The organism is Janthinobacterium sp. SUN211 (assembly GCF_030587315.1).
GTDB classification, from domain to species: domain Bacteria; phylum Pseudomonadota; class Gammaproteobacteria; order Burkholderiales; family Burkholderiaceae_D; genus Janthinobacterium; species Janthinobacterium kumbetense.
Map to the genome: position 1 here is coordinate 234,247 of NZ_JAPWIC010000006.1, position 23,191 is coordinate 257,437.

General features: G+C 64.1%; 20 protein-coding genes. 6 read left to right on the forward strand and 14 right to left on the reverse strand.

Annotated features, from left to right (window positions below):
* Positions 1-15: 15 nt before the first annotated feature.
* From O3301_RS20920 to O3301_RS20970, 11 genes are all read right to left on the reverse strand, one after another.
* Positions 16-552: a type II secretion system protein gene (locus O3301_RS20920; protein ID WP_289900237.1), complete on the reverse strand. Its 537-nt coding sequence runs from the start codon at positions 550-552 to the stop codon at positions 16-18.
* Positions 539-922, reverse strand: coding sequence for a type II secretion system protein (locus O3301_RS20925; RefSeq protein WP_305057385.1), 384 nt, complete (start codon positions 920-922; stop codon positions 539-541). Before O3301_RS20925 ends, O3301_RS20920 begins: the two co-directional genes overlap by 14 nt.
* A gap of 5 nt (positions 923-927) precedes the next feature.
* Entirely contained in the window at positions 928-1,410 is a 483-nt protein-coding gene (locus tag O3301_RS20930; protein WP_305057386.1) for a type II secretion system protein, read from the reverse strand.
* On the reverse strand, positions 1,407-3,281 hold the full coding sequence (locus O3301_RS20935) for a secretin and TonB N-terminal domain-containing protein (protein WP_305057387.1): 1,875 nt from the start codon (positions 3,279-3,281) through the stop codon (positions 1,407-1,409). Before O3301_RS20935 ends, O3301_RS20930 begins: the two co-directional genes overlap by 4 nt.
* 17 nt (positions 3,282-3,298) lie before the next feature.
* The gene (locus tag O3301_RS20940; RefSeq protein WP_289913085.1) at positions 3,299-3,838 is read right to left on the reverse strand and encodes a hypothetical protein; all 540 of its coding nucleotides are present in this window, start codon (positions 3,836-3,838) and stop codon (positions 3,299-3,301) included.
* Positions 3,835-4,455: a type 4a pilus biogenesis protein PilO gene (pilO, locus tag O3301_RS20945; RefSeq protein ID WP_305057388.1), complete on the reverse strand. Its 621-nt coding sequence runs from the start codon at positions 4,453-4,455 to the stop codon at positions 3,835-3,837. The genes O3301_RS20940 and pilO overlap by 4 nt, the downstream gene beginning before the upstream one ends.
* Positions 4,443-4,985: a hypothetical protein gene (locus O3301_RS20950; RefSeq protein ID WP_305057389.1), complete on the reverse strand. Its 543-nt coding sequence runs from the start codon at positions 4,983-4,985 to the stop codon at positions 4,443-4,445. The genes pilO and O3301_RS20950 overlap by 13 nt, the downstream gene beginning before the upstream one ends.
* Entirely contained in the window at positions 4,976-5,764 is a 789-nt protein-coding gene (locus O3301_RS20955; protein ID WP_305057390.1) for a hypothetical protein, read from the reverse strand. Before O3301_RS20955 ends, O3301_RS20950 begins: the two co-directional genes overlap by 10 nt.
* On the reverse strand, positions 5,751-7,448 hold the full coding sequence (locus O3301_RS20960; RefSeq protein WP_305057391.1) for a GspE/PulE family protein: 1,698 nt from the start codon (positions 7,446-7,448) through the stop codon (positions 5,751-5,753). The genes O3301_RS20955 and O3301_RS20960 overlap by 14 nt, the downstream gene beginning before the upstream one ends.
* 22 nt (positions 7,449-7,470) lie before the next feature.
* Positions 7,471-8,664 (reverse strand): type II secretion system F family protein, encoded by a 1,194-nt coding sequence (locus O3301_RS20965; RefSeq protein ID WP_305057392.1) that lies wholly within the window; start codon positions 8,662-8,664, stop codon positions 7,471-7,473.
* Between the two features lie 243 nt (positions 8,665-8,907).
* On the reverse strand, positions 8,908-11,439 hold the full coding sequence (locus tag O3301_RS20970) for a M4 family metallopeptidase (RefSeq protein WP_305057393.1): 2,532 nt from the start codon (positions 11,437-11,439) through the stop codon (positions 8,908-8,910).
* A 673-nt stretch (positions 11,440-12,112) separates the two neighbouring features.
* Here O3301_RS20970 and O3301_RS20975 point away from each other — a divergent pair.
* On the forward strand, positions 12,113-12,769 hold the full coding sequence (locus O3301_RS20975; RefSeq protein WP_099666466.1) for a hypothetical protein: 657 nt from the start codon (positions 12,113-12,115) through the stop codon (positions 12,767-12,769).
* 51 nt (positions 12,770-12,820) lie between these two features.
* Here the strand turns inward: O3301_RS20975 and argH are convergent, their stop codons facing one another.
* Entirely contained in the window at positions 12,821-14,218 is a 1,398-nt protein-coding gene (argH, locus tag O3301_RS20980; protein ID WP_251350221.1) for an argininosuccinate lyase, read from the reverse strand.
* 265 nt (positions 14,219-14,483) lie between these two features.
* Here argH and O3301_RS20985 point away from each other — a divergent pair, with 265 nt between their 5' ends.
* From O3301_RS20985 to O3301_RS20995, 3 genes are all read left to right on the forward strand, one after another.
* Positions 14,484-14,681, forward strand: a complete 198-nt coding sequence (locus O3301_RS20985; protein ID WP_099666468.1) for a hypothetical protein — start codon at positions 14,484-14,486, stop codon at positions 14,679-14,681.
* 135 nt (positions 14,682-14,816) lie between these two features.
* On the forward strand, positions 14,817-15,242 hold the full coding sequence (locus tag O3301_RS20990) for a GNAT family N-acetyltransferase (RefSeq protein ID WP_289917892.1): 426 nt from the start codon (positions 14,817-14,819) through the stop codon (positions 15,240-15,242).
* An 81-nt stretch (positions 15,243-15,323) separates the two neighbouring features.
* A complete protein-coding gene (locus O3301_RS20995; RefSeq protein WP_305057394.1) occupies positions 15,324-16,589 on the forward strand; it encodes a S9 family peptidase in 1,266 nt (421 codons plus the stop codon).
* A 27-nt stretch (positions 16,590-16,616) separates the two neighbouring features.
* On the opposite strand, the gene O3301_RS21000 is transcribed toward O3301_RS20995, so the two are convergent.
* Together O3301_RS21000 and O3301_RS21005 are read right to left on the reverse strand one after the other, a co-directional pair.
* On the reverse strand, positions 16,617-18,005 hold the full coding sequence (locus O3301_RS21000) for a YfcC family protein (RefSeq protein ID WP_289917395.1): 1,389 nt from the start codon (positions 18,003-18,005) through the stop codon (positions 16,617-16,619).
* A 4-nt stretch (positions 18,006-18,009) separates the two neighbouring features.
* Positions 18,010-19,146, reverse strand: a complete 1,137-nt coding sequence (locus O3301_RS21005; RefSeq protein WP_305057476.1) for a succinylglutamate desuccinylase/aspartoacylase family protein — start codon at positions 19,144-19,146, stop codon at positions 18,010-18,012.
* 202 nt (positions 19,147-19,348) lie between these two features.
* On the opposite strand from O3301_RS21005, the gene O3301_RS21010 reads away from it, so the two are divergent.
* Both O3301_RS21010 and O3301_RS21015 read left to right on the forward strand, forming a co-directional pair.
* Positions 19,349-20,356 (forward strand): MurR/RpiR family transcriptional regulator, encoded by a 1,008-nt coding sequence (locus tag O3301_RS21010; protein WP_305057395.1) that lies wholly within the window; start codon positions 19,349-19,351, stop codon positions 20,354-20,356.
* A gap of 33 nt (positions 20,357-20,389) precedes the next feature.
* Positions 20,390-23,179 (forward strand): TonB-dependent receptor, encoded by a 2,790-nt coding sequence (locus O3301_RS21015; protein ID WP_305057396.1) that lies wholly within the window; start codon positions 20,390-20,392, stop codon positions 23,177-23,179.
* The last annotated feature ends 12 nt before the right edge of the window (positions 23,180-23,191 follow it).

Sequence of the window (23,191 nt, forward strand, 5' to 3'; positions counted from 1 at the left end):
AATGCGGGCATGATATCAGTTCGCGCCTTTCGGCTTGAGCCCGGGCGCGCCGCCGGCGGCATCGGGCGGGGCCAGCACCAGGTCGTGCGGATAGGTGAAGTGCCAGTCCGCGTAGCGTTGCTTGCGGCGCAGGCTGGCGTCTTCGTCGAGAAAATTGTCCTGCTTGATGGGCAGTTGCGGCGATAGCGAATGGATGCCGACGATGCGGCCCTCCTGCCGCAGCACGCCCCATTCCGCCTTGCCCGTGAAGGGGTCCGCATACAGGCGGCGCAAATGCCGCCGGGCGTTGGCGAAGCGCGGGTCGCGCAGCAGTTCCTGCAAGGTCAATGGATAACGGGGCCGCCCGTCGCCCGGGGTGCTGTCGTAGTAGCGGCCCAGCGCATTGCGGAATTCATGGCCGATGAACAGCAGCTCGCGCTCCTTGTCGCGCCGCGCGGCCGTGGCATGCAATTCGCTGGCCAACACCAGGCCCACGCCCATGAAGGCTACCAGCATCAGGGTCCAGATATACGCGAAACCCCGTGCGCGGCGCTGGAAACTAGAGCTGCTCAAAGGGGATGCCCTCGCGCGTCTTGCCCTTGGCGCCGCTGCGCACGTCCGCCACGCCGCCGATTTCGCCATTGGGCGATGGGATCAGTTGCCAGGTGGCGGCGGACTCCGTGACGGGGTCCAGCGGTACGCTGCGGAAGTAATGGTGGGTCACCAGGTCGGCCAGTGCGGCCGGATACTCGCCCTTGTCGGCATAGTATTTATCCAGGCCGCTCCTGAGCACCTGCAGGTTTTCCTTCAGGACGACCTCCTTCGATTTTTCCACCGAGCCGAAATAGCGGGGAATGGCGATCGTCAGCAGCAGCGAGATGATCGCCAGTACCACCAGCAGTTCGACCAACGTAAAACCGCGGCGCGGATGTGAGCAGGGCATCGAAATCACCATTCCTTGAGCGGCACGCCGTTCAGGCCCACCTTGGTCGAGCGCGAGGCGACGTCGAACACGTCTTCGCCTTCGCTGGGATTGTCGGGCGGCGAGGCGTAGGCGCGCTTGCTCCAGCTGTCGGCCGCGCTGCCAGCTTCCCTGGGCAGGAACGGGTCGCGCGGCAGGCGGCGCAAAAAATAGATGTTCTGCTTCGAGGGACTGCGTTGGTCGGGCACGCCCTCGACCAGTTCCTCGAGTTTTTTCGGATAGCCGGAAGCGCCCAGCGAAAGCTTGATGCGGCCATTGTCCGAGGCGCGCTTGTAGGTATCGATCGCTTCGCGTATCTCGATCAGGGCGTTGCGCAACTCCTGTTCCTTCGCCCTTTGCTGCGCCACCTGCGCCATCGGCACGGCGACCGTGGCCAGAGTCGCCATGATCGCCAGGGTGATCATCAGCTCGATGAAGGTAAAGCCCCGCTGTTTCACTGGCCACCTCACTGGCCACCCTTGACAGTGGCCTTGTCGCCTGCCGCTGGCGCCTCGTCGCCGCCCGTCATGGGCGAGCCGCTGCGTGGGGCGGCCTGCTCGGGCGCGGCGACGGCTTCGGGGCTGCCACCCACGCTGGCACGGCCGCCCACGGATGCCTCGGTGCCGGAGTTGAATTCGGCTGTCATCAGGTCCGGGCGGCGGATGCTGCGCAGCAGGCGCGGCGTAATCGACAGCACGATCTCGCTGCGCATGGCGTCGTCCTTCTGGCTGCCGAACAGGCGGTTCAGCACGGGCAGTTCGCCCACGCCCGGCACCTTGTTGGCCGTGCCCCGGTCCTCGTCGCTGATCAGACCTGCCAGCACCTGCGTTTCGCCGTCTTTCAGGCGCAGGACCGTCGAGGCGCTGCGCGTGCCGATCTGGTAAGCCTGCGTGCCCGTCTTGCTGATGACTTCCTTGACGACATTCGACACTTCCAGGTTGATCTTGATGGCCACTTCGTCGTCCAGGTAGACGTTCGGTTCGACGTCGAGCTTCAGGCCCACATCGATGTAGTTGACGCTGTCGGAACTGACGCCGTTATTCGTCGTGACGGTAATGACGGGCACGCGGTCGCCGATCAGGATCTTGGCCTTTTCCTTGTTGCGCACGCGAATGCGCGGATTGGCCAGGATATTGCTGTCGCTGTCCGTCTTGTTGGCGTTCAGGGTGACGCCGCCGATGCCCAGGTTGATGTTGTCGCCATTGATGCGGTGCAGGTCGGCCACCTTCAGGCCGCCCAATCCCGTGCCGACGCCGGCCAGCGTGAGGCTGGCCTGGTCCGGCCAGCGCACGCCCAGCTCCATCAGGCGCGTCCGCTTCACTTCCAGCACTTCGACCTCCAGCATCACTTCCGGGTCGGCCAGGTCCTGCACGTTGATGATGCGCTCGGCCATGCGTACCATTTCCGGCGTATCGCGCAGCATGATGATGCCCAGGCGCTCGTCGGTGACGACGTCCTTGGCCTTGAGCAGGGTCTTGATGGAAAACGCCACCGTCTTGACGTCCGCATTGGCGAGAAAGAAGGTGCGTACCACGAGCTGCTGGTAATCCTTCACCTTTTGCGGCGTGTTCGGGTAAATCGTGATCGACTTGTCGCTGGTGACGCTTTGTTCCAGCTGGTTCGCGCCCAGCAGCATGGCGATCGCCTCTTCGATGCTGGTGTCGCGCACGGAGATGGTGGCGCGCAGGGCCGGGTCGACTTCCTTGTCGAAGACGAAGTTCAGACCCGACACCTTGCTGAGAAGATCGAACACGGAGCGCAGCGGCGCGTCGCGAAATTCCAGGGTCACGGGTTTGCGGTAGGCGGCTGCCAGCTTGCCGCCGGATGGCAGGCTTTTTGACTGCGCCTCGCCGATGCGGCTTTTCAGGGCCAGCGCCTCGCGCTGTGCGGGGCGTTCCTGCAGCACCTGGCGCAAGGCTTCCTGCGCCTGCGCGATATTCGCTTCGCCGCCGCGCTGGTAACTGGCCTGCGCTTCCTGCACCAGCTTGCGGTGCCGTTCCTCCTGCGCCACGCCGGCCAGGCCCCGCTGCGCTACGTCGTTGCTGGCGTCCAGCACCAGCGCCTGCTGGTACAGCGCTTGCGCCTCGGGCAGCTTGCCTTGCTGGCGCAGCGCTTCGGCGCGGCCATTCAGGTTGTTCAGCGCGCGCATCCTGCCGTTGGTGACGGCGATGCGGTACTTGGCGTTGGTCGGCTCGGCTTGCGCCGCCTGTTCCAGCAGGGCCAGGCCCTGTTCCGTGCGGCCGGCGCCCAGCATGGCCTGGCCGTCGTTGTAGGCCTGGTTGCCGGCGCAGGCAGCCAGCAGGGACAGCATCGGGAGCAGGGTGATGATAGTACGAGACATACGTGCGGCGCGTCGTTTCAATTGAGGTCCCCTACGGCGAGTGTCTGTTTCTGGTTGAGCGGCAGATAGGTAAATTGCAGTGCGCCTTGCACCATGCCGTCGAAGCGGTAGCGCTCTTCGAGCGTGTCGCCGGGACGCGCCACCACGTTGCGGTCGCCCGCTTGCAGGAAGTAGGCAGCCTTGCCTTCGTCGACGAAGCGGCCAAGGAATTGAAAGGGCAGTGGCGGCGGTGCGTTCGCATCGGCGCGGGCAGCAGGCAGCGCAGCCTGGGCGGCCTGCTGGTCGAGCATGATCTTTTTCGGCGTCTCCGGCTGCCAGCTTTGCTTAGAAAACAGGGTGGCCGCTTCGTCATCGTCGAGCGCGCGCCGCGGATGGATCGCCAGCGGACGGCCAGACGCCGGCACCGCGGCATCGGGAAGCAAGGGTGCTGGCGTCACTCGCTCCACCTGGCGTGTGGTGGCCGTGGCCGGTCCCACGATGCTGCCTTCATCCTCGGGCGCGAAGAGGGCGGCCAGCAAGGTGGCCACGGCGGCGCCTCCCAGTACGGCTTTTTTCATCGGCGTACCTCCGCTTTTTTCACCAGCAGGATGAACTGGATGCGCGCGTCGATCTCGCCCGCCTCGATCTGCTCTCGCTTGAACAGCACGGAGTCGAGCGTCAGGGTGGGCAGCGCCTGCAAGGCGTCGACGATGAACGTTTGCAGCTGCGCGTATTCGGCTTTCACGGGCAGGGTGATCTGGTAGCGCAAAAAGGCTGTGTTGCCATCTTCCTGCGGCTTGTAGTCGGCCTTGGCCAGGGTGACGCCGCTCTTTTGCGCCACTTCCAGCAAGGTTTGCAGCTGCTCGGGAATGCTGTCGTGCGCGGGCAAGTAGGCGTGAAAGGCGGCCAGGATATCGGCATCGGCATCGAGCGAGATGGCCGCCGGCGGCAGCGCCGACTGTCTGGCCGCAGCGGCCAGTTGCGCCGCCAGTTGCTGCTGGCGCGCGGCCAGCGCATCGCCTTGCTGCATGGCGAAAGCGGCCAGCGCCAGGCAAGCCGCGCCGATGGCGCTGGGCCAGCCCAGGGTACGCCACAGCCGTTGCGCTTCCCACCGCAGGCGCGGCGGCAGGCGCAGTTGCAGGCGTGGACGGGCCACGGGCGTGCTGGCTTTCAGCACGGATTTTATTGCCGCCATTGCGCCTCCAGCTGAAAACGGTACGGGTGTTCGGGAGCGTTCGCATTCATCTCGTGTTTGAGCAGATACACGGAACTGAACATGGGCTGCTGGTTCAGGAAGGCCAGGTAATTGAGCATGTCCTGTGGCGTTTCCGCTTCGGCGGCAATTTTCAGGACGCTGGCGCCATCCTGTCCCTGTTGCGCGTTCAGGTCCAGTCCCAGCAGGGCCACGCGCACGTCGCGCGGCGCCTGCACCGTTTTGACCAGGCGCGTGACGGGCAGGTTGAGCTGGCGCACGGCGACGGCCACCTGTTTCAGTTCGAGGTCGCGTTCGCGCTGCTGGCTGGCGGACAAGGGCGCACGCATGGGACGCGCGGGCTGCAGCTGGGCCAACTGCGCTTCCAGGCGCCGTGTCTCCTGCGCCTGCACCAGCCAGTACACGGCGGCCGGCAGCAGCATCAAGCCGCCCGCCAGGCACAGGGCCAGGCGCCAGCCGCTGAATGTCTGCACTGTACCGGGCGCCAGCAATTCCAGGCGGCTCAGGCCCATGCGGCCTCCCGCATCAGGTGCGCGGCGCTGGCCACGGCAACGGGCTGGAAACGCGCCGGCAGCGCATCCTGCAGTTCGCCGCTCAGGTCGAGCAGCACCACGTGCTCGATGGTGTCGAGCTGCGGCGCGCGCAAGTTCCAGCGCCGCCACGCCCGATCCAGTTCGTCGCCCCAGGCGGCGCCGCAAGACTGGCTATGCAGGGCTGTGATGCGCCCGCTGCTCGTCGTTGCCAGCAGCAGCCGGCCCGCTTCCACGAGGGCGAAGGCGGCAGGCTTGTTGCCGGCCATGCTGCGCCAGGCCGGCCCCACGATGGGTTCGATGGACAGGCAGCGCCGGCCATGCGCGGCGGCTGCATCCTGCACCCCTTGCAGCAGGGCCGCATCGACGCCGCAGGCCAGGCGCGGCTTGCCGTACGGTGCATCGTCGGCAGCGAGGTGCCAGGCGCGCGCGCCATCGCCGTAGACGGCTGCGAACTGGCTGTGCAGGAAGCGCTGTGCGCTGGCCGCGTCGAGCAGGGCGCCGCTCCACGGCACCATCAGCATGGCGCACCAGCGGCTGGCCAGGCTGACGGCCAGCGGCATTTTTTTGTCGCCATCCTGTTCCAGCCAGCCGCGCAAGCTTGCCAGCGCCACTTCCCAACTGGCGTCGGGGTTCAGGATGGGCACGTGAAAAGCGCTGTCTGCTACGGGACGGCCGGCGCGGCGCAGCACGCCGTCCAATCCGTGCGGCGCCAGGTGCAGGCACAGGGTGGCGCGGGTAAGGCGTTCAATAAGTGACACGATTGAGCTCCGCTAAAGTGGTTTCGCCGCGCCGCACCAGGTCCAGGCCTGCTTCGCGCGCCAGGCGAAAGCCGTTGCGCGCCGCCTCTTCCTTCATCTGGCTCAGGGGCGCGCGCGTGCAGATCATTTCGCGCATCGCATCGCTGAGCATCAGGACCTCGGCGACGGCCTTGCGCCCCTTGTAGCCGGTGCCGCGGCAGTGGCCGCAGCCCTTGCCGGCCATGAATTGCCAGTCCTGCACCTGGTGCAGGGCCAGGCCGCTGTCGCGTAGCTGCTGCGCATCGGCCAGCACCTCGGCGCTGGCGTCGACGGCGCAATGGGCGCAATTGAGGCGCAGCAGGCGCTGCGCCACGATGCCGTTCAGGGCCGCCGCAAAGCTGTAGGCGTCGACGCCCATGTGCAGGAAGCGGCCGACCACATCAAAGACGTTATTCGCATGCACGGTGGTAAACACCAGGTGGCCCGTCAGCGCCGCCTGCACGGCGATCTGCGCCGTCTCGTCGTCGCGGATTTCGCCGATCATGATCTTGTCGGGATCATGGCGCAGGATGGAGCGCAGGCCGCGCGCGAACGTTAGCCCCTTTTTTTCGTTGACGGGAATCTGCAGCACGCGCGGCAAGCGGTATTCGACGGGGTCCTCGATGGTGACGATCTTGTCGCGCCCCGTATTGATTTCCGTGATGGCCGCGTACAAGGTGGTGGTCTTGCCGGAACCCGTGGGACCCGTCACCAGCAGCATGCCGTGCGGCTTGGCGGCCAGGCGCCGTATCTGTTCGATGGCGTCCTCGTTCAGGCCCAGGCTTTCCAGGCGCAGCGCCTGCGCCGCCTCCGTCAGTGCGCGCCGGTCCAGCAGGCGCAGCACGGCGTCCTCGCCAAAGATATTGGGCATGATGGAGACGCGGAAATCGATCTCCGCCCCTTTCACGCGCACCTTGAAGCGGCCATCCTGGGGAATGCGGCGCTCGGCGATGTCGAGGTCGGCCATGACCTTGATGCGCGAGATGATCTGTTCCGCCATCGCCAGTCCCTGCACCTGGCCCGCCTGCACCAGCACGCCGTCGACGCGGTATTTGATGACCAGGCTGGCCACGTCGCATTCGAGGTGGATGTCGCTGGCCTGGAATTTCAGGGCGTCGTAGATGGTGGAGTTCACCAGTTTTACCACCGGGCTGCTGTCCTCGCTGATGCGGATCAGCGAGATGTCTTCGATGCTCTGGTCGAGTCCTGGAACGTCATCCCCGTGCTGCATTTCCTGCATCGCCTGCTGCACGCTTTCCTGCTGCTGCAAATAGGCGGCCAGGTCGTCCGGATGCGCCAGCGCCACGGTGAAGGGCGTGGACAGGGCGAAGTCGGCCCACTGCAGCAAGTCTTCGGCAAACGGGTTGCCGATGATGAGCACGGGCGGTGCGCCGGGGACTCCCGGCTGCAGCAGCACGCAGTCGCGCTGGGCGCAATCCGTGTAGGGCAGCAGGGAAAAGGCGGGCAAGGCGGCTTGCAGCTCGGCCATCGTCCAGGCCGGGTAGCGGAACAGGGCGGCCAGCTGGCGCAAAAAGACTTCGGGCGGCAGGGCCGCCGTTTCCTGCAGCACGGCCATCTGCGGGCGGCCCTGTTCCAGCGCGCTGGCGTGGGCGCGGCGCAGCATGGCCGCATCGAGCACGGCCCGTTCTTCGTCGCGTGCGTTCATGGCGTGACCCTCACGATAACGTTCACGATAAGCTCCCGGCCAGTTCAAAGATCGGCATGTACATCAGCACCACCACGCCGCCGATGACGACGCCGATGATGGTCATCAAGAGCGGCTCGAGCAGGCGCGAGGCCCAGTCCACCCAGCGGGCGAATTCCTCGTCGTGGAATTTGGCCGAGCGTTCCAGCATGTCGCCCAGGCGGCCCGTGTTCTCTCCCACTTTCAGCAGCGATTGCGCCACGGGCGTGGCCATGCCGGCGTGTTCCAGCGCGGTGGAAAACGGCATGCCTTCCTGCACCGCGCGGCGCGCCTGCGCCAGTTGCTCCTGCTGCGCCGGCAGCAGCATGGGCGCCACCATGGCCAGCGCCTTGTGCAGCGGGATGCCGGCGTGCAGCAGCAGGCTCAGAGCGCGATAGAAGCGGGCCAGGCGGAACTCCGCCGCCTTCCCGGCCAGCACGGGCAGGCGCAAGAGGCGCAAGACCAGGGCCTGGCGCGCGCCGGCGTTGGCGATGCCAAAGACCACGGCGGCCACCACGGCGGCGAGCGCGCAGGCACACAGCAGCGGATGCGCGGCCAGGGTCTGGCCAAAACCCAGCAGCATTTGCGACATCCACGGGATTTCGCGGCCCGAGCTTTCGTAGACGACGCTGAACTTCGGCACCACGTAGCCGAGCAGGAACAGGGTCACCAGACCGCCGACGACGAGCAGCATACACGGGTAGATGGCGGCGGAAATGAGTTTTTTACGGATGGCGTCGAACTGCAGCTGGTAGCCGACGAAGCGCGCCAGCGCCTCGGGCAGGTTGCCCGAGCGTTCGGCCGCATGCACGGTGGCGATGTAAATGTCGGGGAAGATGTCGGGGAAACCGGCCAGGGTGTCGGAAAAGCTCTGTCCTTGCTGCAGGGTGAGCACGATGGCGGCCAGCGTGGCCTTGGCGCCCGGGCGCGTTTCCTTGTTGTGCAGGGTGGCCATGGCCTCGCCCAGGTTCAGGCCCGCTTCGAGCAGGGCCAGCAGCTCCTGGCTGAATTGCAGCAGGGGCAAGCCCTGCTTGCCCAGGCGCGGCGCGACGCCAGCCTCCTGCGCCGCGCCGTCGTCGACGGCCAGCACGCGCCAGCCGCCGCGCACGGCCGCGCGGATCGCCTCGGCCTCGCTGGCGGCGTCGATGGCCAGCGCCTGGCTGCCCGCCGGGCCCTGCACCTGGAGGTGGAACTGCATGGCCGCGTCAGGCGAGCATGGTGGCAGGCGTAAAAATGGACAGGCTGGAATGGGGGAAAGCGCGTGCGGACAAGGTCGAAGTAGGCATCGGTCAGGAACAATCTAAAAAAAGTTCAATTCGTCGCGGGTACCGGCAGCAGGCAAGATGCAATTACTGCCTCAGGGTAGACTGTAATTGCCAGAAAATCAATCGTGCTGTGCGGGCAAGCCTTGTATCGATGGCTTGCCCGCAGGTTCAGCCGCTTACTGGGTAACCAGGCTGACCTTGTCGATCACGAACGAGGTTTGCAGCGATGCGTCCTCGGTCGCGGCGAACGAGATCTGCACGGTCTGGCCCTTGTAGGCGATCAGGTCAAACGTACGGATCTGGTAGCCGGCTGCCTTGTTCACGTTCGAATACGTGGCCAGGGTGCCCAGCACCGTGCCGGCGCTGTTCTTCACGGTGACGACCAGCTTGTCGTACACGGTATTGCCCGTTTCAGCCGTGTCGATATGCAGCGCGAAGGTCAGGCTGGCGGACGTGGCGGCGGCCGGAATGGCCACGCTTTGCGTCAGCGATTCGCTGGCCGTGGCGCCATTGCCGCCCAGCCAGGCGTACTGCGTGCCTTCGTATGCGGTTTGGCCCGTGAAGGTGCCGATAGCGCCCGTGGTGCCGCTCCAGCCCGTGGCGCCGGACTCGAAGCCGCCGTTCGTCACGCGTTCGGTGGCGCTGCTCGTGCCCACCGTCAGCGTGGCGTTGTTCGACGTGGCCGTCACGGCGGGCGAGGACGAATCCGTCACCGTGGCCTTGAACACGGCGCCGCTATCGGCCGCCACGGTCGTGAAGCTGTAGGCAGGCGACGTGGCGCCGCTGATCACGGCGCCGTTGCGGTACCACTTGTAGGTGTACGGTGCCGTGCCGCCGCCCGCGCCCACGGCGAACGAGGCGGTGGCGCCCGGTGCGACGGTGATGCTGGCCGGCTGGCTGGTGATGGTCACCGCGCCGCCCGTGGTCGATTCATCGACGTCGGCGCCCACGTTGATGGCCGCATATGCGCGCTTGACGGCGATAGCCTCGGCGCTGCCCACGCCATACAGTTCCTCGGCTGCCTGCAGCACCTTGTTGCGCGCATCGGCATAGTTGGTCGACGAGGTGAACTTGGTGGTGGCGGCCTTGAACCAGATGCGGTATGCCTTGTCGCTGCCGATACCGGTCATGGCCAGCGGGCTTTTGTTCAGGTAGGAGCTGTAGTAGTCGCTGCTGGACGTGGAGTTCGAACCTTGCGACAGGAAGTAGAACATGCGGTTGTTCGGGCCGCTGCTGTAGTGGACGTCGAGGTTCTTGATGGTGCTGCTCCACGCATTCGGGCTGCTGCCATCCTTGCTTGGCTTGTACAGCCAACGCAGCGGCTGGCCATTCTTGGCGATTTCCTTGCCCGTCATCCAATCGTTGCCCGTGTTGGGGATGCTGGTGCCCGTGCCGCCGGCGCGCGCATAGGCTTCCACCATTTCGCCGGCGATGTCGGAGCTCGATTCGTTCAAGCCGCCCGACTCTTGCGAGTAGATCAGGCCCGAGGTGGCGTCCGTGATGCCGTGGCCCATTTCGTGGCCGATCACGTCGATGGAACCGAGGTTGTTGAACGAGCTGCCGCCGTCGCCGATGTACATGCACTTGCAGCTGCTATCGTAGTAGGCGTTGTCGTAGGCCGTGTTAACGTGGGCGGCGATGTGGGTGGCCGTGTTGTTGCCGTCCAGGCTGGACCAGCCCAGCACATTCTTGTGCGTGTCGTAGGTGTTCATCAGGCCCCACATCGCGTTCACGGCCGCCGTCTGGCCGTTGGCGTTGGTGGTGCTGCCGCCGTTGATGTATTGCTGGCCGTCGCCCCAGGTATTGCTGGTGCTGCTGTACACGCTGCCCGAGGTGGTGCCGTGGTTGGCATTCGTGATGGCCATGCCGCCGAAGCTGCCGCCCGTGCCGCGGCTGGGGTCTTTCATGGTGTAGGTGCTGCCCGTGAGCGTGGTGTTGAGCGGTACCTGGCCGTTGTACTGGCTGTTGCCGATGCCTGCCACGGTTTTCAGGGCTTTCCACTGGCGCAGGATGCGGCCATCCTTGGCGCTGACGACGGTGTCGTAGTAGACGGGCTTGTTACCGCTGATCATGCGCGTCTGCACCAGGTAGGCCAGCTCGTAGTGGTCGACCACGTCCTGCACGTCGAGGGCGTTCAGCGCGGCTTCCGACTTGTTCTCGGCGCCGGCCACGCGCACCGTTTTCATCACGGGGTAGATCAGCAGTTGCGCATGCGGCGGCACGTGGTCGACGGCCGGCACGCCGATGCTTTTCACGGCAGCGGTGATGGCGGCGGCGGCGCTGACGGCCGGCGTGGTGTCGATATCGGTGGTGGCGCTGCGGGTGACGGAATTGACGCCGCCGCTACCGAGGCCGGAAGCGCGGTCCGACACGGATTCGCTGACGATGTCGCCGGCGTTGTTGCTGACCACGACCGTCTCGGAACCGAAGACGGGCAAGCCCTTGTAGGTGTGCTGTACGCGGCTCACACGCGTGCCGCTGACGCCCGGATGCTGGGCGCCGACGGCAAAGCCATGCTCGGTATTCAGGCCGCGGCTGCGTGCCTGCGCGGCCAGCTTGTTGACCAGGCTGGCGTTCTCTTGTGGAGAGGCCAGGCTGACCGGGGCGGCCATCAGGGTCTGTGGCAGCGGCGAGGCGGCATCTGCCGTGGTGGCCATCAGCGGCAGGGCGGCGATGGATGCGGCAACTATCGTCAAACGTAAATTCATTTCTGCTCCATGGTATCGGTTAAGGAAATGGTGAATGAGCTGGCCGCGATGCCTGATGGCCACCCCGGCGTGCCTGGCGGCGGGCGGATAGCCTGCCGTTTTGTGGTGGCATGACGCCGGGTAGGGGGACACTAAACTTGTCGAGATCGCCATGTCAAAAAATTCAAGAAATGGGTCACTACGCGAATTTTTGTTAAGAATTGAACATTTATCAGCGCTGTATCGTTGGAAAGTTTGATCTACCACAAGCTGCAACTTTTGTTTTGGACTACTTCCCCTAATGGAGCGCTCTGTTGGAAAAAACACTGTTGCATTTTTTAAATGTTGCGATCTACACTAGCTCTTCATGTGGTCCCCAGCGGATCACGCGAAGACAAAAAAAGCGCACGCGGCAATGACCGCGTCCAGATACAGCGCATCGGGAAAAAAATCGGGAGTTTCACATGACGTCAGTTCTGTTTTCTGCTGTTGGTTTCAGCCATTTCCCCTCTGGAGCGGCATTCATGCTGCATCCGCCTTCCTAGCCGCCGCCAACCGGCCCTTCCCCCGCGAGGGGGGCTTTTCAGCGAGTCCGACCGCGCCGCCCGGTGCGGCCGCTGGCGCAGTGCATCCTTTTTTCAGGAAGGGTTGCCGGCTCCTGGTGCGTGCACCGGAATCACCGGCCCGACGAACTATGCTTTCGATAGCGACCAAAGTGGAACAGATCGTGATGGAATCGGCCTTTCTCAGCGAGGGACTGGGCCGGGGCTTGCTCAACCTGTCGGAACTGGCGCGCCAGCTGCAGCCGCAATTGCAGAGCGATTTATGGAAACCGGTGGGCCAGGCCGCCGTGGTGATGGCGCTGCGCCGCCTGGCCGAACGGATGCCGCAGCAGAAAAGCGGCGAGATCGTGCTGGCGCACCGTGCGGGCGAACTGTCCACGCGCAGCGAGCTGATGATTTTTACCTACCGTTACTCCGACCAGACGTATGCCTGCCAGCGCCAGTTGCTGGCGCTGGCCGCGCCCCAGCGGGGCACGTTCATTACCGTCACGCGCGGCGTCAACGAGGTGATGGTGATCTGCAGCCGCAGCCTGCATGCGCTGGTGGAAGAGGTTTTCGGCGAAGAGCAGGAGCTGGCGCGCCTCGAGCGCGTGACGGCCGTGACCTTGCACCTGGCGCCCGAAACCTGCTATACGCCGGGCGTGTATCACGCCATCCTCAAGCGCCTGGCGTGGGAGCGCATCAACCTGATCAACATCATCTGCACCTACACGGAGCTGACCTTGCTGCTGGAAGCATCGCAGACGGGGGCCGCCTTTGCCGTGCTGTCGAAAATCGTCGCCCAATGAAAAACGCCCCGCTGCGGCGATGCAGCGGGGCGCTGGCGGGACGCAGCCCGTTTATTTTTCCAGCTGCGTACGCACGCGGGCGATCGCGGCGCGTACCTGGCGTGGCGCGGTGCCGCCCACGTGGTCGCGCGCGGCGACAGAGCCTTCCAGGGTCAGCACGGCAAACACGTCTTCATCCGTCAGCGGGGAAAACGCGCGCAGCTGCTCCAAAGACAGGTCGGCCAGGTCGCAGCCGGCGTCGACGCAGGCGCGCACGGCCAGGGCCACCGCTTCATGCGCGTCGCGGAACGGCAAGCCTTTCTTGACCAGGTAGTCGGCCAGGTCGGTCGCCGTGGCGTAACCCTGCAGGGCTGCCGCGCGCATCGCTTCCGGTTTTACCGTGATGCCGCCGGCCATGTCGGCGAAGATGCGCAGGGTGTCGATGACGGTGTCGACGGTGTCGAACAGCGGTTCCTTGTCTTCCTGGTTGTCCTTGTTGTAGGCCAGCGGCTGGCCTTTCATCAGGGTCAGCAGGCCAGTCAGGTGACCATACACGCGACCCGTCTTGCCACGCGCCAGTTCCGGCACGTCCGGGTTTTTCTTTTGCGGCATGATCGACGAGCCGGTGCAGAAGCGGTCGGCGATGTCGATGAAGCCGATGCGTGGGCTCATCCAGATCACCAGTTCTTCGGCCATGCGCGACACGTGCATCATCAGCACGGCGGAGGCGGCGCAAAATTCGATGGCGAAATCGCGGTCCGACACGGCGTCGAGCGAGTTGTGGCACACGTCGTCAAAGCCCAGCGTCTTGGCCACGCGCAGGCGGTCGATGGGGAAGGTGGTGCCGGCCAGGGCGGCGGCGCCCAGCGGCAGGCGGTTGACGCGCTTGCGGCAGTCGGCCATGCGCTCGGCGTCGCGGCCGAACATCTCGACATATGCCAGCATGTGGTGGCCGAAGGTGATCGGTTGGGCTACTTGCATGTGGGTAAAGCCGGGCATGATGGTGTCGGCATGCTGTTCGGCCAGATCCGTCAGCGCGCCGCGGAACGTCGCCAGCAGGGCGGTGATGTCGTCGATGGCGGAGCGTACGTACAGGCGAATGTCGGTCGCCACCTGGTCGTTGCGCGAACGGCCCGTGTGCAAGCGCTTGCCCGCATCGCCTACCAGTTCGGTCAGGCGTTTTTCAATATTCAGGTGGACATCTTCCAGGTCCAGCAGCCATTCGAACTGGCCGGCGGCGATTTCCTGCGAGATTTGCGCCATGCCGCGCTGGATTTCCGCGTAGTCGGCCGGGCTGATGATGGCTTGCGCATGCAGCATTTCCGCATGGGCCAGCGAACCTTCGATGTCGAACAGCGCCAGGCGCTTGTCAAAAAATACAGAAGCTGTGTAGCGCTTGACGAGGTCCGAGACCGGTTCGGAAAACCGGGCCGACCAGGCTTCGCCCTTTTTGGAGAATTGATCAGTCATGAAAGAAGTCCTTTAGTGTAGGGCGATTATAAACAAGGTTGGCCGGCGGTAGGGCTTTTAGGGGCTTGCAGGGCGCTGAAATGGCCAGGAATGGGGCTGGCAAGCCTCAAATGCCACGGCGCGGGCACGTTGTGCGTTCCATCCGGGCTTTTTGTATTCTGTCCCGCGAATCGTGCGTTTGGTCGCAATCCGATGGCGGTTCAGTGGGGATCGGCCTACAGTTCAATCATCGCAGCACACAACCAGCCACCCAAAGGACATCATCATGAACATCGCTAAAAACATGGAAGCCATCTTCGTTGCCATCATCGCCATCGCCGCCGCCACCAGCCTGGCCACCGCCGCCGTGCCGAAGTTCCGCGCCGCGCCGGCACCCGTTGCGGCCAGCGCCGAGCAAGTCACCATGCACACCGTGTACGTCAGCGCCAAGCGCCTGAGCGCTGAAGAAAAAGCCGCACTGTAAGCGGGGCCATGCAATGCAGGCAGCACCCATCACCGGCAATCAGGACGGGCGGTGCCCCCGGTTCTTTCCTGCCCAGGTGACAGCAGCGCGCAAATCGCCGATGATCGGTTTTTTCCACGACAGGCGGACAGCGTGATGTCACATTTGAAGATCAGCAGCGACAAGGCGGAACTCGACGTTCCAGCCATTCACCATTTTCTCAGCACGCAATCGGCATGGGCCAGCGGCATCCCACTGGCCACCGTACAGCGCGCGATCGACCATTCGCTCTGCTTCGGCGGCACGCTGGACGGCCGCCAGGTGGCGTTTGCCCGCGTGGTCAGCGACTATGCCACGTTTGCCTATCTGGTCGACGTGTATGTACTGGAAGAGTACCGCGGCCGCGGCTACAGCAAGCGCCTGATGGAGGCCGTGATGGCACATCCCGACTTGCAGGGCTTGCGCCGTTTCATGCTGGCCACCAGCACGGCGCATGGCTTGTATGCGCGCCACGGCTTTACGGCGCCGCTCCGGCCGGAGACGCTGATGGAGCGGTATTTTCCGGATATGTACCGGCGTTGAACGGCTGGCGCGGTTTGCGCGCGGCTCCGGCCCTGCCCTGCCATTTCCATTGTATTGATTCCCCTACCGGACGCTGACTCCATGACCTCTTTCTTTCTCTGGCCTCTGCTTGCCGTATCGTTCTCGGCGACTGCTGCGCCCATGCCGGAGGAATTCAGCCCGGCGCCTTGCGAGACGGGCATTTTTCGCCAGGATCAGACGGGCTTTGTCGCCCTCACCAAGGGGGGCAAAGGCTACGGCTACACCTTCAGCGACGGGACCGTTGGCAGCACGCAGGACGCCGGCGCACTGATCGCGTGCGGAAAGGACGCCGTGCTTGTCCGCGGCAAGGAGCGCTGGCCGAAAGTGGCTTTGGCCGAATCGGATACGCGCTTTGCATCGAACGGCGTCATGCTCGCGGGCCGCTTGATGGAAGCGCCGGGCGCCGGCAAGGACACGCCACTGGTCGTGTATGCCCATGGTTCCGAAAGCAGCGGCTGGATCGACCGCGCGCGCGACCCTTATCAGATGGTGGGACGGGGTGTATCCGTTTTCGTGTATGACAAGCGCGGTACCGGGCTGTCCGAAGGCGAATATACGCAGAATTTTCCACGCCTGGCCGATGATCTGGTGGCCGCGTCGCGCGAAGCAAAACGGCTGGCGCAAGGACGTTATGGGCGTTTCGGCCTGATGGGCCTAAGCCAGGGCGGCTGGATCGCCCCACTGGCTCAGGCGCGCGCCAAGGCGCAATTTCTCGGCATTGGCTATGGCCTGGCGGTCGATATCACGGAGCAGGATGCGGCGCAGGTTGCCAGGGAACTGCAGGACAAGGGCTATGGTGGCGACGTCGTCGCCAAGGCCAGGATGGGGACGGATATCACGGCAAGAATCGTCAAATCCGGCTACCAGGATGGACTGGACGACCTGTCGGCATTCCAGCGGCAGTTTGGCAAGGAGCCGTGGTTTGCCCTCATCAAGGGAGGCTACACGGGCGTGTTGCTGGGCATGCAGGCCGAGGAACTCCGCAAGCACGGCATACCGCAGTTCGACAAGCTCGGTGTCGACTGGTCGCAAGATCCCGTGCAGGCATTGCGCCAGGTCGCGGTGCCGCAGCTATGGGCATTGGCGGAAGACGACCGCCAGGCGCCGCCGGCTGTCAGCGTGGAGCGCCTGGCGGCGTTGCGCAGCCAGGGCCAGGCCATCTCCATCTACCTCTTCCCGCAGGCCGATCACGGCATGCGCAGCTATGATCAGGCGGCGGATGGAACGCGCAAGCCCACCGTCATCACGCCCGGGTTTTACGACCTGATGGCCGACTGGGCGAAGGGCGGCGCCGACGGCGCGTACGGACAGGCGTATCGCAAATAAAGCCACGGCGACGCTGCCTCGCCGTGCTTACTGCCAGTGCATCAGGCAGGGGGGAATCAGGAGCAGCAGCGCCAGCACCAGGTAAATCAGCTGCAGCGGGATCATCCACTTGGCCCACGTAATCCAGGGCACGCGCGCCAGCGCCAGCACGCCGACGGTGATGCCGGACGTGGGAATCATCGGCGTGGTGAATTCGCCGAACTGGAAAGCCAGGATGGCAGTCTGGCGCGTCACGCCCACCAGGTCGGCCAGTGGCGCCATGATGGGCATCGTCAGCGCGGCCTGGCCGCTGCCGGAATGGATGAAGAAGTTGATCACCGACTGCATGAAGAACATCTTTTGCGCGGCGAAGACGGGACTCGACGAGGCCACCAGGGGCGTCAATGCATGCAGCATGGTGTCGATGATCTGCGCGTCGCGCGCCAGGATCATGGTGCCGCGCGCGAGCGCGATGACCAGCGCCACGCTGACCATGTCGCGCGCACCTTGCACGAAGGACGCCACCAGGCTGTCCATGTCGAGTCGGCCCACCAGGCCGACGACGATGGCCATCACCAGGAACAGGGCGGCGATTTCATCGATGAACCAGTCGTATTTGACGACGCCGACGACCATCGTCAGCAAGGTCGCCATGAAAATCCATAGCACGGTGCGGTGCGTGCGCGTCATGCCGGCAAAGCTGTCGAGGTCCATCGAGTGCTCACCGCGCTTTTCGATGTCGAGCAAGTACGTGGGGCTTTTTTCCGGATGGCGCTTGATGCGCGCCGCGTACCACATCAGAAACACGATGCTGACCGCCGTGGCGATGGCCCACACGATCAGGCGATAGCCGATACCGGAAAAGATCGGCACGCCGGCGATGCCTTGCGCAATGCCGACATTGAACGGGTTCAGGAAGGCGGCGGAAAATCCCACCTGCGAGCCGATGAAGGGAATCGATACGCCCGTGATGGTGTCATAGCCCAGGGCCAGCGCCAGCGGCACGAAGATCAGGATGAAGGGGATGGCTTCCTCGTTCATGCCGAAGGTGGCGCCGCCGAGCGAGAACATGGTGAAGAAGACGGGGATGATGGCGGCGCGCACGAAGCGCGAACTGGTGTGCGCCTTGGCGATTGCCTTGATCAGGGAATCGAAGGCTTCCGTTTTTTGCAGCACGGCGAAGGCGCCGCCGACGATCAGTACGAAGCCGATGATCAGGCTGGCGTCGACGAAGCCCTTGATGGGCGCCATCATCAGGGCGGCGAGTCCCTGCGGCTTGTTGTCGACATAGTGGAACGTGCCGGGGATGATCAGCTGCTTGCCGTTCACCAGTTGCGTATCGAATTTCCCGCCTGGCACCAGCCACGTGGCCAGGGCGATCATGGCCAGGATGCCGCACAGCAGGACGAAGGTATTGGGGAGCTTGAATTTTCTCATGGCGTCATTGGCTCAGCAGGCTGCCGCCGCGGAAAGCGACAGCGCCGGCGACCTTGCCGACGTTCATGCCGCGCAGGACGTGGCGGTGGGCGCTGCGCGCAAAAAAGACGCCGGCGACGGTGCAGCGCAAGGTCGTCGTTTCGCCGCTGACGGGGTCGATCAAGTCGGCCACCGCATCGCCGGCGGCCAGTACGTCGCCCATTTCGCGCAGGTAGACCAGCACGCCATGATGCGGCGCGAGGATCGGCTCTACCCCGGCCAGCGGCGTCGGCTTGCATTGCGGCGCGGGCAGGTCGTCGCCGGCGCCGGCTATCTCCAGCACGCCCTCGATGGCGAGAAAACGCAGCAGGGCGGTGGCGTCGCGTTCGGCCAGGGCGTAGCTCACTTCCACTTCGCCGCGCAACTCGACGGTGGTCGACAGGCAGGCGGCGGGAATCGGATAGCGGCCCTGGAAGTGCGCGTCGAGATCCCACCACAATCGGCTGCAGGCTTCGTCGAACGGTTCTTCTCCGGCCGCCAGTTCCAGCAGCACGGCGCGCGCGCCCAGCAGCGCGGACAGGGGCGCGATCTGCGCCGCCAGCGGCGTGCCGGTATAAATGTGCAGGGCCGCCTCGTTGTCGCAATGCAGGTCGAGCACGATGTCGGCGTCGATGGCCATGCCCAACAGGGTTTTCTTCAGTGTTTCCGCATCCGTGCCCGGCTGCCAGGCGGCGACGGCGGTGCGCGCATGTTCGCGTATCAGCGCCACGTTGGCTTGCACGTCCTGTCCCAGCAGGCCATCGAGCGTGGTTTTCAGTTCATCGGCCACGTGGCGGTAGGCGCGGTTGAAGTTGATGCCGGTGGTCAGGTCGAAGCGCCCGAACGGCGCGCCATGGATGGCTTGCGCCAGGCCGATCGGGTTGGCGGCCGGTACCAGGATGATTTCGCCGTGGATCTTGCCCGCCGCTTCCAGCGCCAGCAGCTCGCGGCGTAAAAATTGCGATACCAGCATGCCCGGCACTTCATCCGCATGCAGCGCCGCCTGGATGTATACCTTCTTGCCGCTGCGGCTAGCGGCGGCCGCACTGCCGAAGTGGAAGCTGCTCAACTGGCAGGACACGCTGGCGTGCGCGGTGGAGATGGGATGCTGTTGTACTTGCATGGTGAATTCGCCCCAAAACGGGGCGCGGTTGATGGATTCCGGTCGATTATGTAGCATTATTTTCACGAAGTAAATCAATGAAAATCCTTTTACAAATATTTGTTGAGTTTTCTTTTTGATATGAGTACAGTAAGTTCCAGCGACCCGATTTCGCCTTTCCGCCCTTCATCCGCAGCATCCAAGAACACAGGCCGCCAGTGATATGAAAGCATCCGCCAGTCCTGCCAGAAGCAGCGCCCGCACGCCACCTGCCGCCGCGCTGTCGTCGCCCGATGCCGCGTTCGCGCAGTCTCCGCTGGGACAGGCGCTGATGCACGTGCTGGCCAGCGGTTCGGCTTCGCAGCGGCAGATCGCCGACTACCTGCTGCGCAACCAGATGCGCGTCATTGCGCTGGGCATCGAGGAATTGGCCGACAACTGCCAGGTGTCGACGGCCACCATCAGCCGCTTCGCGCGCGACATCGGCCAGAAGAATTATTCGGCCATGCGCGGCGCCATGGCCGAAACCCTGCAATCGCTGCTGCAGCCCGTCGACAAGCTGCGCCATACGATAGAGCGGCGCGCGCGCGCCACCTCGCCCGTCACGGAAAGCCTGGAATATGCGGCCGCGAACATCGCCGCCACGTCCGCCGCCCTGTCGCTGCCCGACATGCACGTCGTGGTGCGACGCCTGACGCGCGCCAAGGTGGTGTATGTGATGGGTTTTGGCCTGTCTGCCAACCTGGCCGGCATGCTGGTGCAGCATCTGCAGCCGTTCTGCCCGCATGTGGTGGAAGTGGTGGGCATCGGCGGCTCGGAAGTGGCGGCCGGGCACCTGGTCAACCTGACGGCGCAGGACGTGCTGGTGGTGATTTCGTTTCCCCGCTATACGCTCGATTGCATCGGCCTGGCCAGCTTCGCGCGCGACCGCGGCGCCTGCATCGTGGCGCTCACCGATTCGCCTGCCTCGCCGCTGGCCGAGCTGGCCGGTCATGCGCTATTTGCGCAAAGCACGCATCCCGTCCTACCCAGCAGCGCCAGCACGGCGCTGGCCATGATCGAGGCGCTGGCCGTGGCGCTGATGGTGTCGAACAAGGATAACGTCGACAAGGCCGCACGCCTGAGCGAAGTGATCGCCGCCTACCTGTATGGCGGCGAGCATGGGGTGCAGGCTCCCAGGAAAACAGCAGCACAGCAGCGCAAGGCAGTCCATAAAAAGCAGTCATTATAAAAATCAGGGTCAATACCATTGGGGAGAGTTGGAATGCATAGGGAAAAACAACAGGGCGAGCCTGCACTGCCACGTGAAGCGGCACTTGCGCATGCCGTGCGCCTGGCGCTGGGCGCCTTGAGCGTGACGGCGGCGCTGGGCATGCTGGGCAATGGCGCGCTGGCGCAGGAACAGGACGGAGACGCGGCGCCGAAAAAAATGCAGCGCGTGGAAATCACGGGGTCGGCCATCAAGCGGCTGGAATCGGAAACGGCGCTGCCGGTGCAGATTATCACGCGCGCCGAGATCGAAAAGGCGGGCGTGACGACGGCGGCCGAGCTGATGGCGCGCGTGTCGGCCAACGTGGGCGGCCTGACCGATGGCGCCAGCATCAATATCGGCGGCGACCAGCGCGGCTTCAACAGTGCCAATCTGCGCGGCGTGGGCACGTCATCCACGCTGGTGCTGCTCAATGGCCGGCGCATGGCCAACTTTGCCTCGCCCGGCGACGATGCGGGCGTGGACCTGAATAATATTCCTGCCGCCGCGCTGCAGCGCGTGGAAGTGCTGCTCGACGGCGCCTCGGCCCTGTACGGCACGGACGCCATCGGCGGCGTCATCAATTTCATTACGCGCAAGGATTACCAGGGTGTGGAGCTGAATGCCTACGGCAGCGGCACTCAGGAAGGCGGCGCCGGCAAGCGCACGGTCAGCATCACGGCCGGTACGGGCGACCTGGCCACGGATGGCTACAATATCTTCGCCGTGTTCGACGCGCAGCAGACGGACCGCCTCAGCACCTCGCAGCGCAAGTTCATCCCGAACCTGAGCGTGCCCGAGCGCCTTGGCCATTTGCTGTCGAGTTTTACCAGCCCGGCGAATATCCGCCTGTCGGGCGCCCAGCGCGATCACCTGCAGGAGATCGGCTTCCTGTTGAACGGCAAGCCGATCACCAACCGGCAAATCAACCTGTCCATCCCGGACTGCAATCCACCCGCCAATTTGTACCTGCCCAACGGCACTGGCGGCGTCGACGGCTGTACCTACGATTACATGCGCGATACGGAGTTGTATCCGAAGTCGGAGAAGCAGAATTTTCTTTCGCGGGGCGTGTTGAAGCTGAACCCGGAGCATCAGGTATATGCGGAGGTGGCGTTGAGCCGTTCGCGTACCAATTATGTCGCGTCGTCGACACGGGTGATCGGTTACCTGGATTACAGCAAGGTGCCGCAATTCGCCAATACCGGTTTTGATACCATATTGGATGACGATGGCAAGCAGGTGGAGCGCGAACTGGAAGTCCGCATGCGATTGAAGGAGGCGGGCAACCGCACCAGTGAGTTGACCAGCGAAAGCCAGCGCTTCGTGGTGGGGGCGACCGGTACAGTGGCGGGATGGGATTATGACGTGGGTTTGAATCATAGCGTCAATACCGTCAGGGACCGTGATACCAAAGGCTATCTGCTGAAGGACAAGCTGCGCGCAGGTATCGCCGATGGCAGCATCAATCCCTTCGGGCCTTCCAGTGCCGAGGGCCTGGCACTGATTGAGAGCATCCAGGTCAACGATGAAGTGCGCCACGCGCGCGGCGTCATGGATGCGCTTGATTTCAAGGCGTCACGCGCTCTGATGGCCATGGGTGGCGGCGACATGGCCCTTGCCGTTGGCGGAGAGGTGCGCCGCGAACGTACGCAGTTCCGTCTTTCCAAATTACTGATGAGTAATAATATCAATGACGATTCGGCGCCGGAAGGCGGCAAGGACACCAGCGACAGCCGCACTGTGCAAGCCATTTACAGCGAACTGCTGCTGCCGTTCACCAAGCAGTGGCAGGCGCAGTTATCTGGCCGTTACGACCATTACCAGCAGGTAGGCGGCGCCCTCAGTCCGAAGATCGGTCTGACTTACATGCCCAGCAAGCAGGTGCTGATGCGGGCGTCCACCGGCAAGGGCTTCCGCGCTCCATCGATGTCGGACTTGCACCGACCCACCGTCTACAGCAGTACGGCGACCCTGCCCGATCCCGTGTTATGCGCCACTGTGGAGAATAACTACGCCGATTGCGCGCAAAACTGGGATACGCGCCGCTACAGCAACGACAAGCTGAAGCCGGAGCGCAGCCGCCAGTTCACGGCCGGTGTGGTGCTCGAGCCGAGCCAGCACTGGACCTTCAGCTTCGATTACTGGAACATCAAGCGCACGGACCTGATCAGCGAAATTGGCGACGACATCATCCTCGGCAACCTGGCCAAGTACGGCGACCTCGTACATCGCAACGAGGACAATGAAATCGACTACATCGAGCTGCGCAAGGAAAACCGCGGCACGCAAAAGGCTACGGGCATCGATATTACGGCCGACCTGCATGGCGTAAAGACGGCCTGGGGACGTTTCGGCGCCCACCTGAGCGGCACCTACGTGCTCGATTCGAAAATCCAGACGAGCCCCGGCGATGCCTTTATCAGCAACCTGAATAAATTCGTCACGGACGGCGTGGTGCAGCGCTGGCGCCATACGATTACCCTGGACTGGGACCATGGCCCGTATTCGGCCAGCCTGTCGAACACCTATTCGAGCAGCTACGATGACCAGAACTCGGCCATCAACACGGATGACGGCAGCGTCGTCAAGCCGAATCGGGTCAAGGCCTACACGCTGTGGGACATGTCGGGCGCGTATGCCGTCAGCAAGCAGTTCAAGCTGCGCGCAGGCATACAGAATCTGTTTAATACCAGCCCGCCATACTCGAACCAGGCCTACTTTTTCCTGTCCGGCTATGACCCGACCTATACGGATCCGCGCGGCCGGCGCTTTTATGCCAGCGCCAATTACAGTTTTAAGTAAAAAATTGGAGAT